We start from the raw sequence: 13,336 nt of genomic DNA on the forward strand, positions 1-13,336 counted from the left end.
CAAGCCTCGGGTGCCCGCCCCGATCAAGACCTTCGAAGAAGGTGACCGGGTGTCTCACGACAAAGAGGGCATGGGCACGATCAGTGCCGTCGAGGGCACCCACGCGGTGGTGGTCGACCTGGGCGGCGGCAAGCTGCTCCGGGTTCTCTCCCCGTTCGACAAACTGCACACGCTCTGACCTCTGGCTGCCGGCTCCGCTGATCCCGCGGAGCCAGGCCGTCCAGTACTACGCCGCGCCCGACCCGCCGTACGCCATGGTGGCCGGGCCGTCTGTGCGATGCCGGCGGGCAGAATGAGCAGACGCGAACCATGAGGAGGCGGCTGCTGTGAAGGTCTTTCTGTCGACTGACATGGAGGGGACCGCGGGGGTCGTCGACTGGAGCCAGTGCCGGGGGCCGGGGCCGGAGTACGAGTACTACCGGGGGCAGCTGCAGGCGGAGGTGAATGCGGCGATCGACGGGGCGATGGCTGCCGGGGCGACGGAGTTCCTGGTGAATGACTCGCACTCGACGATGCAGAATCTTCGGCCGGACGAGTTGCGTGGCCGGGCGAGTTATCTGTCCGGGCGGCACAAGCCGCTGTACATGATGCAGGGGCTCGATGAGTCCTTCGACGCGGCGTTCTTCGTCTCTTACCACGGGTCGGCGGGTGCCACGGAGTCCGTGCTGCATCACACGTACAACCCGCGGGCGATCGCCGAGGTGCGGCTGAACGGCGCGGTCACCGGCGAGGCCGGCATCAACGCGTTGGTGGCGCTGGCGCACGGTGTTCCGGTGGTGCTCATCTCGGGTGACCAGGTGACGATCGACGAGGCGCGGGCGTTCTGTCCGGGGATCGAGGCAGTGGTCGTCAAGGAGTCGGTCTCGCGCAACGCGGCGCTGTCCGTGCACCCGGAGCTGGCGCGTGAGTTGATCCGCGACGGTGCGCAACGTGCCCTGGATCGGCTGGCCGGCTTCAGTCTGCCGAGTATCACGCGGCCGGCCGAGTTGATCGTCCGGTTCCATCACCAGGCGTTCGCGGAGCTGGTGTGCGCGTTGCGGAACGTCGAGCGGCAGGCCGAGCAGGTTGTTGCTTTGCGCAACGATGATCCGCTCGAGCTGTACCGGAGCTTCATCGCGCTGGTGCTGATGACCCGGGGGATCGCCGACTAACGGTACGGATCCTGGTCGATCTCGGCGCGTACTACGGGAAGCGCCGCTCGCAGCTCGGGCAGGCCGACCGAGCCGAGCGCCAGCCGGAGAGCGTGCGGCACCGTCGGAGTCGTCGCGAACGGCTCGGCGGTGGAGACCGCGATGCCTTGGTCGGCGAGCGCCGCGGCGATCCGGTCGGGGCGGGCGTCTTGGGGGAGTGGGAGCCAGACGAAGTACGAGGACGGGTGACGTACCAGCGGCAACCCGGCCAGTACGTCGGCCGCGATCGATTGGCGCAGGCGGGCGTCGTCGCGTTTCTGCGTCTCGAGGCGCTCGACGGTACCGTCGGTCAGCCAGCGCGTGGCGATCGCTGCCGTGATGGCGGGGGTGTGCCACGTGGTTGCCCGGATCGCGCGTTCGAGCGCCGGTACGAGCGCCGCGGGGGCGACGAGGAAGCCGATCCGCAGGCCGGGCGCGATGCTCTTCGACAACCCCGAGACGTAGATCGTGCGGTCGGGCGCGAGCGTCGCCAGCGGCGGTGGTGCGTCGTCGGCGAGGTAGGCGTAGGAGGCGTCTTCGATGATCGTGACCTCATACCGGGAGGTGATCGAGACCAGTTGAGCGCGCTGGGCGTCGTCGAGCACCCAGCCGAGCGGGTTGTGCATGGTCGGCATCGCGTAGACGGCCCGGACCCGGCGTCGCCGGCACAACTGGTCGAGTGCGTCGAGGTCGGGCCCGATCTCGGTCAGCGGCAAGGGCGCCAGCTCCAGCCCCAACGTGCGGGCGAGCACAACGAACCCGGGATAGGTCAGCGCATCGACCGCGACCACATCGCCCGGCTGCAACAACGCCATCGCCGCGACCGTCAGACCGTGCTGAGCGCCGTTGACGATCAGGACTCGTTCGCGGCCGATGTCGAGTCCCCGGCGCCGCAGATGATGGGCAACCGCAGCTCGATCCTGTACCCGCCCGCGATGGGGCTGATAGCGCAGTAGCGCTTCGAGATCGCCGGCACTGGCGAGGTCTCTCAAGGCTTGACGCAGCAGGTCGGCCTGTCCGGGGATGGCGGGGTAGTTGAAGCTCAGGTCGATGGCGTCGACGGCGACCTCGCGTTGATCGACATCGTCGCCGGTCGCGGCCGCGAGATCCCGGACGAACGTGCCCCGGCCCTGTTCGGAGCTGACCAGGCCCATCGCCTCCAGCTCGGCGTACACGCGAGAAGCCGTCACCACCGCGATGCCCTCGTCCGCGGCCAGGCGGCGGTGAGTGGGCAGCCGATGCCCAGCGGGCCACCTGCCGTCGCGGATCTGCGTCGCCAGCACGTCGACGACGCCCTTGTACTTCGGGACTCTCACCACCGCATTGTATGCAGGACAATTTCTGGATCGTCATGGATCGACGTCCCTACAGTCGCTCCATGCACATCGCGATCCTGACCTTCGACGGTTACAACGAACTCGACTCCCTGATAGCTCTGGGGATCCTCAACCGGGTCAGACTCAACGGGGTCGGCGAGGCCGGCTGGCGGGTGTCGATCGCCGGACCGGCGCCGCGGCTGCGCTCGATGAACGGCGTCACCATCGACGCCATGATCGACCTCGACGAAGCCTGTACCGCCGACGCCGTCATCGTCGGCAGCGGCAGCAAGACCCGCGAGGTCGTCGAGAACCCCGCCATCATGACCACCCTCAGCCGCCTCGACCCGGCCCGCCAGCTCCTGGCAGCCCAGTGCTCCGGCACCCTCGTCCTGGCGAAGCTCGGCCACCTGACCGACATACCAGCCTGCACCGACCTCACCACCAAACCGTGGGTGATCGCCGCCGGCGTCAAGGTCCTCAACCAACCCTTCTTCGCCCGCGGCAACCTAGCCACCGCCGGCGGCTGCCTCGCCTCGACGTACCTCGCCACCTGGACAATCGCCCGCCTGCACAGCCTCGACGCCGCCAAAGAGGCCATGCACTACGTCGCCCCCGTCGGCGAAAAAGACGAGTACGTCACCCGAGCCCTGACGAACGTGGCGCGCTACATCGAGCCCGCCCGGCCAGAAGCCGGCCCGACCGCCCTGGCCGGATGGCGGACATAGTGCAGTGGGGTGGTGGACAGCGGTGAGAATCGATGGGTGAGCACAGTTGCGGGTGAGTCGTATCGGTTGCGTTATGGGGCTGGGTTCGAGGTGCCGGGGGAGTGGAGTGCGGTGCTCGAGCAGCAGTTGGCGCATCGGTCGGTGCGGGGGTACCGGCCGGACGCGGTGGGCGACGAGACGTTGGCGGCGCTGATCGCGGCGGCGCAGTCGGCGCCCGCGTCGGGGAATCTGCAGTTGTGGAGTGTGGTCGCGGTTCGGGATGACGAGCGGCGGGCGCGGCTCGCGCGGTTGGCCGGGGATCAGCAGTTCATCGTGGATGCGCCGTTGCTGCTCGTCTGGCTGGCGGATCTGGCTCGGGCGCGCCAGGTGACGACCGAGATCGGCTCGGCTACCGCGGAGGACGCCGACTTCGTCGAGGCGGCGTTGCTGTCGTTCATCGACGTCGCTCTGGCGGCGCAGAACGCGTCGCTGGCGGCGGAGTCGCTGGGGCTGGGCACGGTCTTCGTCGGCGCGATCCGCAACCGCCCGCTCGAGGTCGCCGAGGAGCTGGGGCTGCCGCCGAACGTCTTCCCGGTCTTCGGTCTCACGGTCGGGCATCCGGACCAAGGAAACGAGGCGGCCGTCAAGCCGCGGCTCCCGCAACAGGCGGTCCTGCATCACGAGCAGTACGCGCTGGAGCCGCAGCTCGCTCACGTCGAGGCGTACGAAGAACTCCTCAACGCCTTCTACGCCACCGCCGGACTCCCGAGCAGTTGGGTGAAGCGAGTGGCCCACCGCTTCGGCAGCGTGGCCGGCCTCAACGGCCGCGAACACCTCCGTACCGCCCTCCGGACCCAGGGCTTCGAACTGCGCTGACCGGGCGCTCCACGCTGCGGTCAACAACTGTTCACCTCCGGGGGTAGTGACGTCGCCGGAACTTGGTGACAACGTGGTCAGGTAAGCCGCCACATTGTTCCGCCGCCACGGAGTGCACTTGATGAAGAAGACGTTCCCTGCTGTCCGCGCCCGGGGAATCGAGAAGTACTTCGGTGAGGTCGTCGCTCTCGACGGCATCGAGCTGGAGGTCGAGCAGGGCCAGATCCACGGCCTGGTCGGGCCGAACGGCGCCGGCAAGACGACGCTGCTCGGCTTGCTGCTGGGACTGGCCGTCGCCGACAAGGGAAGCCTCCAGATCCTCGGTACGCCGGTAGGCCGGGCGCTCGCCGCACCGGCCGGCGTCACCGGATTCGTCGACGGCCCCGGCCTGTACCCCTCGCTGACCGCCCGCAAGAACCTTGCCGCACTGGCCGCCCTCCAGGGTCGTGATGCCCGGACGGTCGGGATCGACGAAGTACTCGCCGACGTCGGGCTGACCGATGTCGCCGACGACCGGGTCCGCGGCTTCTCGCTCGGCATGCGGCAACGACTCGGACTCGCGGCCGCGCTGCTCATGAAGCCGCGGTTGCTGGTGCTCGACGAGCCCTCCAACGGTCTCGACCCGGCGGGCAAGCGGCACGTGCACGGCGTACTGACCCGGCTCGCCTCCGAGGGGACCGCGGTCGTCATGTCGAGCCATCGGATGGACGATCTCGAATCACTGTGCTCCGAGGTCACCATCTTGTCGACCGGCCGCGTCGTCTTCTCCGGGCCGCTGAGCAAACTGGCCGCCGAGAACGGCGAGCTCGAGTACCGGCTGCTCACCTCCGACCCCGGAGCCGCGCGCCGGCTGGCGGGCGAGACGGCCGGCATCCACACCGCCGATGCGGCCGGGGGAGTGCCGCAGGACTGGTTCGTGGTGCGGGCGGAGGTACCGGCTCTCGACGGGTTGGTCGCGCGGCTCGTCCAGGCAGGCATCGCGATCCGCGAGCTCGCCCCGGTCGTGTCACCCCTCGAAGCAGCCTTCCTCGCCCTGACCGACCAGGCCGCCAACGAACAGCAGGAGAACTGATGACCGCGACCGTCACCGACGTCGCCGCAGAGCCAACGGCAGCACCGACCGCGGGCCGGGTCTCTGTCGCGAGGGGCTACCGCTTCGAGCTGGTCAAGCTCGTCTCGCAGTGGCGCGTGCGCCTGCTGGTGATCGCGTGCTGGATCGCCCCCGCGGTCTTCGTCGCCGCGTTGAGCCAGCAAGGCTCCCTCCCGGTCGACACCCTGTTCGGCCGCTGGATGCACGCGACGGCGTGGGCCGGCCCGCTCGTCACGCTCGGTTTCGCCGGTACCTGGGCCCTGCCCCTGCTCACGTCGATGATCGCCGGCGACGTGTTCGCCTCCGAGGACCGGCTCGGCACCTGGCGGCATCTGCTCGTCGCCGTCCGGTCGCCCCGCCGGATCTTCGTCAGCAAGGCGCTCGCCAGCCTCACCGTCATCCTGATCCTGGTGGCCGGGCTCGTGGTCGGCAGCTCCGTCGGCGGACTCGTTGCGGTGGGCAACCAACCGCTGATCGGTCTCGACGGTCACCTGCTGTCGACCTCGGACGCGGCTGGCAAGGTCCTGCTCGCCTGGGTCTGCGTGCTCGCCCCGACCCTGGCGCTCGCCGCTATCGGCCTGCTCGGCTCGATCGCACTCGGCCGCTCGCCGATGGGCCTGCTGGTACCGGCGATCGTGGCTCTGGTGATGCAGCTCGCCCAGATGCTGCCGATCCCGGTCGCCTTCCGGCTCGCCTTGCCCGGGTACGCGTTCATCGCCTGGAACGGTCTGTTCACCAGTCCGACCCAGGTTGGCCCACTGCTGATCGGCATCATCGTCAGCCTGGTCTGGGCCGTGGTCGCGACAGCCCTGGCCTACTTGCTGTTCCTGCGCCGCGACTTCACCAACCTCACCGATGACGGCTCGGCACGCCGCAGTATCTGGCTCGGAGCGCTGCCCCTGGTCGTACTGCTCGGCGTCACCACCGGCGCAATCGCGCCGGCGACGGGCGCGACCGGCTCGGGCATCACCCAGGACAAGGTGCAGCGGTCGGTCGCCACCGCGTTCGCGCACCTGTACCGCATCCAGGCCAAGCAGCTGAACCGCGCGGACGTCACCGAGGAGCAGCTGAACACGACGGCGGCCTGCACCAAGGGCGGCGGCCAGCTCGACGCCGAAGGACCGGGCAACGACTGGCGCTGCGTGGTGACCTGGCACCTGCCGGGCATCGAGGCGCCCGGCTCGGCCATCTACCAGCTCGACCTCACCCCGAACGGGCGCTACGTCGCTGACGGCGACGGACCGAAGGAAGTCAACGGCTACTTCCTGGTGCAGACGCCCGCCGGCGACCAGCCGAACCCACTCTGGCAGTTCGACGCCAATGTCGAACTCCTCTAGAAAGGAAGCTCGATGCAAGTAACCCGCCGAAGGCGCGAGCAGCGAGGCCCCGGCCTCGCAGCTCGGCAAGTCGGCCGACGGATCTCACGGGTGACAGCGGGTACCACCGCGGTCGCCGTCGTGGCCGCCGGTACCGGCGTCGCCGTAGCGAAGACGGACATGTTCGGAACGGACCAGGTAGGCCAGGTCACCGAGAAGGGTCAGGTCGTCTCCAGCGACCAGTACATCAACCCGATCGGCGATCGTCTCGTCATCAACAACGGCAAGATCATGTCGTCCGTGGTCAGCCCCGACGGCAAGCACGTCGCGGCCTCGATCACCGACGGCGGGATGGCGCTGGCCATCGTCGACCTGTCGACGTGGAAGGTGCAGCAGCTGATCGGCAACAACGCCGCGGCCAACCTGCGCATCCCCGGCAACGACATCGGCCAGGAAGGCCCGACGTACTCGCCGGACGGTTCCCAGCTCTGGCTGGGTCAGACCGACGGGTACCGCAAGTTCACGGTGAACCCGGACGGCAGCCTCGCCAACCCGACGTTCGTGACGATTCCGGCGGACGGCGCGAAGCACGCGCTGGCGGCGGAGCCGGTGTTCTCGGCCGACGGTTCGACCGTGTACTCCGCGGTCAACGGCCAGAACCGCGTCGTCGCCATCGACGCCGCCACCGGAGCCATCAAGCAGAGCTGGGCCGTCGGCAACGCGCCGCGGGACATGGTCAAGGTCGGCGACAAGCTCTACGTCAGCAACGAGGGCGGCCGCCCGGCCGGACCTGGTGAACCGACGATCAACTCGTACGGCACCCAGGTACTGGCGTCGCAGGTGACTGCTGCCACTCTCAGCGGCACGGTCAGCGTCATCAATCTCAACGCGCCGGGCGCGCCCCCAGCGAGCATCGACGTGGGTTTGCACCCGACCGCGCTGTACGCCAAGGACGGCGCACTCTTCGTCACCAACACCGCGACCAATGACGTCTCGGTCATCGACACGGCCAAGGACAAGGTCGTGCAGACCATTGCCACGCAGCCGTGGCCCGAGGCATCGGTGGGCTACGAGCCCGACGCGGTGACGCTGACCAACGACGGTCACCTGCTGGTGACACTGGGCCGCGCCAACGCGGTCGCCGTCTACAAGTACACGTCCGCGCAGGAGCCGGTCAGCTACATCGGCCTGCTTCCGACGGACTACTTCCCCGCGGAGATCACCACCGTCGGCGACGACGTACTGGTCTCGAACACGCGTGGTATCGACGCCCGCCGCCCGACGACGGCTGCCGGCCACGGTACGCACGACACGACCTCGAGCCTGCAGCGGTTCAAGCTGCCCGGCGATCGCGAGATCCGCAACAGCACCGACCAGGTCTTCGAGCAGAACGCCTGGACGAAGAGCTCGGTCCGCACCGGCGAGGGCAACAAGAAGCCGGTACCGGTCCCGAACCGGCTCGGCGAACCGTCGACGATCAAGCACGTGTTCCTGATCGTCAAGGAGAACCGGACGTACGACCAGGTCTACGGCGACATCCCCGAGGGCAACGGCGATCCCGCACTCGCGCAGTACGGCGAGAACGTGACGCCGAACCAGCATGCGCTGGCCAAGCAGTTCGGGCTGTACGACAACACCTATGACATCGGCACGAACTCGGCCGAGGGACACAACTGGCTGATGCAGGCCGACAACCCGGAGTACACCGAGTCCTCGGCCGGTGAGTACCTGCGCAGCTACGACACCGAGGACGACGCGCTCGGCCACCAGCGGACCGGGTTCATCTGGACCGGCGCGCAGGCGGCCGGCAAGACCGTCCGCAACTTCGGTGAGTTCCAGCAGTTCCTCACCAAGCCGGCCGGGGCCTCCTGGCAGAACCTGTACTGCGACACGAAGAACATGGCGTCGACCGGCGCGAAGACGGCGTACCCGCTGAACTCGTCGTCGCCGATCCCGTCGCTCAGCGACGTGTCGGTGCCCGGCTTCCCGAAGTTCGACACCTCGGTGCCGGACATCTACCGCAACGAGATCTGGAAGCAGGACTTCGAGAAGAACGGTCCCGCCAACCTGAACATGTTCTGGCTGTCGAGCGACCACACCGGCGGTCCGCCGAACGGTGCCGCTCAGGTCGCCGACAACGACCTCGCGGTCGGCAAGATGGTCGACACGATCTCGCACAGCAAGTACTGGAAGGACTCGGCCATCTTCGTGGTCGAGGACGACTCCCAGGCCGGTATGGACCACGTCGACGGCCACCGGGCGCCGATCCAGATCATCAGCCCGTACGCCCAGCGCGGTGTGGTGGACAACCGGTACTACACGCAGATCACGATGATCCGGACGATCGAGCAGATCCTCGGCATCCACCCGATGAACCAGAAGGACAGCGCGGCGAGCCCGATGACGACGGCGTTCACCACGACGCCCGACTTCACCCCGTACTCCGCTGTGCCCAACCGCACCTCGTTGACCGCGGGCCTCAGCACCGCCAACCTGCCCTCCTGCGGCGCGGACGTTCCCGCGGCGCAGAACCCGGCAGCGGCCCCGGCGCCCAAGGCGACGGTTCCTGCGGACAAGCAGGAGCTGGCGGCCAAGTGGGACACCTGGAAGTCGCAGCAGCGGCTGACCGGTCCGGATGCTCGGGCCGACTTCGCCAACCCGGCCCAGTTGAACCACTTCGACTGGTACCAAGCGCACGAATGGTCCAAGCCGTACCCCGGCGAAGACCAGCTCTACGCCCCGGAGAACGTCCCCGGAGCCGCAATCCCAGCCACGGAGAACGACGGCTGAGCTGAGCCGATCACCTAGGAAGGCCCCTGCCCGGCATCTCCGCCGGACAGGGGCCTTCTGTCGTACCGGGCGTTGCCTAGGGCACCAAAGGCTGCCGGCGGATTCGTGCGATGACGAGGCCGATGACGGGTACGCCGCCGAGGATGATTGCGAGCGTGGCGTAGCCGTAGCCGAGGGTTGCCGCGGTGGCGACGGCCGCGACGAGGAGGGGGCCGCCTGCGTCGCCGAGTTCGCGGCCGAGTTCCGCGGTGCCCATGGTCTGACCGAGGCGGGCCTGCTCGGTCGAGGCTGCCAGGGCGGCGAATCCGAGCGGCGTGATCAGACCGGTGCCGGCACCGATCAACAGCGCTGCGCCGAGCAGAGCGGCAACGCCAGGCAAGATGGCACAGGCCAGGCCGGCAGCCGTGATGAGCAGGCCGAGGGTGATACCGGTTCGAGCACTCAAGCGTCCGCCGTCCAGCGCACGACCGGCGCGAGGCTGGACCACTGCTGCCGTCGCGGCCAGTACCGAAACTGCGGCTCCGGTGGCGATCGTGCCCAGACCATCTGCCGCGCCGGTCACCGGAAGGAACCCGACACCGACCGACAACGCGGCGGTCGCGCCGGCCAGCGCAGCGGTCGGACGCAAGAACACCGGATCGGCGATCCTCCGGGCCAGGTCGATCACTGTCTGCCGGGTCCGTGGCAGCGGCTGTACCGCCGGTACGGCGAACAGCGCCCAGCCGGCCACGGCCACCGCGAGAACGGTCATCACCGCGAACAGCAACTGGAAGCCACCGAGCCACACCAACGCTCCGCCGAGCAGCGGCCCGAGGGTGTAGCCGATGCTCTTGTAGAAGCCGTAGCTGCCGAAAGCCCGGCCGTGCTTGGCCGCTGGATTGAGCCTTGCGACCAGAGCCGAGGCGGCCGGCGAGAACGCCGACGCGGCGGCCCCCTGCCCGAGCCGCGCCACCCACAGCCACCGCGGGCTGTCCGCGACCGCATACAGCCCTGAGGCAATCGCGAAGCCGACCAAGCCCGCCAGCAGTACCGGCCGGGCGCCGATCCGGTCCGCGATCGTGCCGAACACCGGCTTCAGCAACACCTCGGCACCGTCGTACAGAGCGAGCAGGATCCCCAGTGTCAGCAGGGATTTCACCGCATCGTCGGAGAACCCTCCCAGATTGGCCGCCACCGAATGCGCACCGAACGCGGTGGTGAACCCCGCCGCATACAACGGCCACATCCGCCGATCCCGCACGCCCGCTGAAGTCGAAGTCATCGCCCACAGATGATAGAGCCTTCCGTCGGCCGCCTCGGGTTATCAGCATCCGCTGAGAGGGGAAGCTGGTTAGGCTGCGCACGTGAAGGTGTCGGGGCTCGTTCGTCGGGCGGGGGTGCGGGGGCGTTCGACGGCGGCCGCGTTGCTCGTGGTGGCTGCCGCGTTGGCGATCGGGGCGGCGGTGCTGCTGTTGTTGCTGCAGCGGACGTTGATCACGAGTGTGGTCGACCAGGCGCAGTCGCGGGCCTTCGATGTCGCGAGCCAGGTCGCTGAGGAGGGGGAGGCCGGGCTGGCCAGGGAGCTGGTGGAGAACACCAGGGTGACGCAGTTGATTCAGGTGGTGGACGCGCGGAACAAGGTGGTTGCGAGTTCGTCGCCGAAGGGGGCCGGGGAGCCGTTGACGGAGTCTCGGCCGGCGGTGGGTCAGTCCGTCCAGGACGAGGTCGGTGAGATGCCGCTGCTGGACGACGACAGCCCGTACCTGATCGTTGCCCGTGGCACTGAGTTTCACGGTGGCCGGTACACGGTCGTGGTGGCGTCGTCGGTGGAGGCCCAGCGCGACACGCTCGCCACGGTGACGAGGTACCTGCTGGTCGGCTTCCCGTTGCTGCTCGTGCTGGTGGGCGTCGCGACCTGGATGCTGGTCGGGAGAGCACTGGGTCCGGTCGAGCGGATCAGGGCGCGGGTGCACGGGATCGGGGTCGGGCAGCTTGCTGACCGGGTGCCGGTACCGGCGGCTGAGGATGAGATCGCCCGGCTGGCGGTGACGATGAACGAGATGCTCGATCGGTTGCAGTCGGGGCAGGAGACCCAGCGGCGGTTCGTCGCGGACGCCAGTCACGAGCTGCGGTCGCCGATCGCCAGCCTGATGGCGGCGCTGGACGTGATCGTCGCCGACGAGTCCGGTGAGTCCGCGCCTGAGTTGCATCGGGTGATGCAGGCGGAGACCGAGCGGATGCGGCGGCTTGTCGAGGACCTGCTGTTGCTCGCGAAGGCCGATGACACCGGTTTGCGGATCCAGCGGGCCGATGTCGATCTGGACGATTTGGTGGGCATCGAGGTGCGCCGGTTGCGAACCGCCAACGGCGTTTCGGTGGAAGGCGTCGTACCGCCCGTGCGAGTCACCGGCGACGCGGCCAAGCTCAGTCAGGTACTGCGCAATCTCGCCGACAACGCTGTCCAGGCGGCTCACGGCAAGGTGCGATTCACCCTGGCCGAAGAGGCCGGTACCGCGACGGTGACTGTGGAGGACGACGGCGACGGCATCCCGGCGGGGGAGCGGTCGCGGGTTTTCGAGCGCTTCGTCCGGCTGGACGCGAGCCGGACTCGTGGCAGTGGTGGCTCGGGACTCGGGCTGGCGATCGTCCGGGAGGTCGTGCGGGCACACGGCGGTACGGTCGAGGTCACCGACTCACCGCTCGGCGGCGCCCGATTCGTCGTCAGGCTTCCCATTGCAGGCTGAGTGGGGCCGGCTGAAGTACGCCACCAGCGAGACCACCGCGAGCCAGGTGACGGCCACTGTCCAACCGGCAAGCACGTCCGTGGCCCAGTGATAGCCGAGGTAGACGCGGCTCAGCCCGATACCAATGCTCATCGCGACGGCTGCGACGACCAGCGCGGTTCTGGCGCCGTATGAGCGCAGGCCGACCCACAGCAGCGCGGCCAGCGTGCCGAAGAAGACCGTCGAGTTCAAGGTATGACCGGATGGAAAGCCGAAGCTTGTGTCGACCGGGCCGAGGACGAAGGTGACGCCGGGCCGCTTGCGTTCGACGAGTGCCTTCAGCCCGGCCGTGAGGGCGGCCGATCCGGCCATGGCGAACAGCAGCAAGGCAGGCGCCCGGAGTCCGCGAGTCCATCTCCACAGGAGAAAGGCCGCGATGAGCATCAGCGTCACGAGAACCGGCACGTCGCCGACGAAGGTGAGGGCTCGCGCCAGCACTGTCAGGGCCGGTGTCCGGTCGGACACGAGGTCGGCGGTGAACTCGGGATCGAGAGCGGCCAGGCCGTCCGACTCGGTCGCCGCGTCGGCCAGGGCGATCACGCCAATCGTGCCGGCCACCGCGATCGCGGCGCTCGCCACCGGTACGGCGTACCGGCGGGTGGCGGGCTTGGTGTCCTCCATGATCGTTGCCATCAGCCACCATCCGGGTCGAGGCGGTAGCCCATCCCGCGGACCGTCTGGATCGCTTTCCGGCCGAAGGGGGTGTCCAGTTTGAGGCGCAGGTAGCGGATGTAGACCTCGACGACGTTCGGGTCGCCGTCGAAGGCGGGGTCCCAGACGCTCTCCAGGATCTCCACCTTGCTGACGGTGTCGCCGCGGTGCCGGATCAGGAACTCGAGCAGGCCGTACTCCCGTGGCGTCAGCGTGACTTCGCGCCCGGCGCGCTCGACCCGGCGCCGGGCCGGGTCGAGCGTGAGGTCGCCGGCCAGCAGCACGACGGGGCGTTCAGGGCCGCCCCGCCTGATGAGGGCCCGCAGCCGGGCGACCAGTACCAGGAAGCTGAACGGCTTGGTCAGGTAGTCGTCGGCGCCGAGGTCGAACGCGTCGGTCTGGTCGTACTCGCCGTCCTTCGCGGTCAGCATCAGCACCGGCGTCCAGACCCCGCGCTCGCGGAGCTGTTCGAGCACCTGGTAGCCGTTCACCCGGGGCAGCATGATGTCGAGCACGATCACGTCGTAGCTGTGCTCGGTCGCGGCCCACAACCCGTCCTCGCCGTTGTGCACCACCTCGACCACGAACCCGGCGTCACTGAGCCCCCGCCGAACCGTCTCGGCCAGCCGCTCCTCGTCCTCGACCATCAACACCCGCAT

Annotated in this window: 12 protein-coding genes; 8 read left to right on the forward strand and 4 right to left on the reverse strand. The window is 68.7% G+C overall.

The annotated features are described in order from the left end of the window. Positions 1 to 49 precede the first annotated feature (49 nt). Both ACIA12_RS04215 and ACIA12_RS04220 read left to right on the forward strand, forming a co-directional pair. Positions 50 to 178: a hypothetical protein gene (locus ACIA12_RS04215; protein ID WP_343965352.1), complete on the forward strand. Its 129-nt coding sequence runs from the start codon at positions 50 to 52 to the stop codon at positions 176 to 178. Positions 179 to 326: 148 nt separating this feature from the next. Continuing rightward, positions 327 to 1,151 carry a M55 family metallopeptidase gene (locus ACIA12_RS04220; RefSeq protein WP_396365350.1) on the forward strand — a complete coding sequence of 275 codons (825 nt, stop codon included), beginning with the start codon at positions 327 to 329 and terminating at the stop codon, positions 1,149 to 1,151. On the opposite strand, the gene ACIA12_RS04225 is transcribed toward ACIA12_RS04220, so the two are convergent. Next, positions 1,148 to 2,485, reverse strand: coding sequence for a PLP-dependent aminotransferase family protein (locus ACIA12_RS04225; RefSeq protein ID WP_396365351.1), 1,338 nt, complete (start codon positions 2,483 to 2,485; stop codon positions 1,148 to 1,150). The two genes, ACIA12_RS04220 and ACIA12_RS04225, sit on opposite strands and share 4 nt — an antisense overlap. A gap of 62 nt (positions 2,486 to 2,547) precedes the next feature. On the opposite strand from ACIA12_RS04225, the gene ACIA12_RS04230 reads away from it, so the two are divergent. From ACIA12_RS04230 to ACIA12_RS04250, 5 genes are all read left to right on the forward strand, one after another. Then, positions 2,548 to 3,213 (forward strand): DJ-1/PfpI family protein, encoded by a 666-nt coding sequence (locus tag ACIA12_RS04230; protein ID WP_396365352.1) that lies wholly within the window; start codon positions 2,548 to 2,550, stop codon positions 3,211 to 3,213. A 36-nt stretch (positions 3,214 to 3,249) separates the two neighbouring features. Next, positions 3,250 to 4,068 (forward strand): NADPH-dependent oxidoreductase, encoded by an 819-nt coding sequence (locus tag ACIA12_RS04235; protein ID WP_396365353.1) that lies wholly within the window; start codon positions 3,250 to 3,252, stop codon positions 4,066 to 4,068. 121 nt (positions 4,069 to 4,189) lie between these two features. After that, positions 4,190 to 5,140 (forward strand): ABC transporter ATP-binding protein, encoded by a 951-nt coding sequence (locus ACIA12_RS04240; RefSeq protein WP_396365354.1) that lies wholly within the window; start codon positions 4,190 to 4,192, stop codon positions 5,138 to 5,140. Next, a complete protein-coding gene (locus tag ACIA12_RS04245) occupies positions 5,140 to 6,495 on the forward strand; it encodes an ABC transporter permease (RefSeq protein ID WP_396365355.1) in 1,356 nt (451 codons plus the stop codon). The genes ACIA12_RS04240 and ACIA12_RS04245 overlap by 1 nt, the downstream gene beginning before the upstream one ends. Positions 6,496 to 6,585: 90 nt before the next feature. Further along, positions 6,586 to 9,264: a bifunctional YncE family protein/alkaline phosphatase family protein gene (locus tag ACIA12_RS04250; RefSeq protein ID WP_396365356.1), complete on the forward strand. Its 2,679-nt coding sequence runs from the start codon at positions 6,586 to 6,588 to the stop codon at positions 9,262 to 9,264. A gap of 76 nt (positions 9,265 to 9,340) precedes the next feature. Here the strand turns inward: ACIA12_RS04250 and ACIA12_RS04255 are convergent, their stop codons facing one another. After that, positions 9,341 to 10,525 carry an MFS transporter gene (locus ACIA12_RS04255; protein WP_396365357.1) on the reverse strand — a complete coding sequence of 395 codons (1,185 nt, stop codon included), beginning with the start codon at positions 10,523 to 10,525 and terminating at the stop codon, positions 9,341 to 9,343. A gap of 637 nt (positions 10,526 to 11,162) precedes the next feature. Between ACIA12_RS04255 and ACIA12_RS04260 the strand changes: the two genes are divergently transcribed. Next, positions 11,163 to 11,987, forward strand: coding sequence for a sensor histidine kinase (locus tag ACIA12_RS04260; RefSeq protein WP_396366026.1), 825 nt, complete (start codon positions 11,163 to 11,165; stop codon positions 11,985 to 11,987). Here the strand turns inward: ACIA12_RS04260 and ACIA12_RS04265 are convergent. Then, the gene (locus ACIA12_RS04265) at positions 11,937 to 12,659 is read right to left on the reverse strand and encodes a phosphatase PAP2 family protein (protein ID WP_396365358.1); all 723 of its coding nucleotides are present in this window, start codon (positions 12,657 to 12,659) and stop codon (positions 11,937 to 11,939) included. The genes ACIA12_RS04260 and ACIA12_RS04265 overlap by 51 nt on opposite strands. Further along, entirely contained in the window at positions 12,659 to 13,336 is a 678-nt protein-coding gene (locus ACIA12_RS04270; RefSeq protein ID WP_396365359.1) for a response regulator transcription factor, read from the reverse strand. Before ACIA12_RS04270 ends, ACIA12_RS04265 begins: the two co-directional genes overlap by 1 nt.

The organism is Kribbella sp. NPDC051620, from assembly GCF_044453825.1.
Lineage (GTDB): Bacteria > Actinomycetota > Actinomycetes > Propionibacteriales > Kribbellaceae > Kribbella.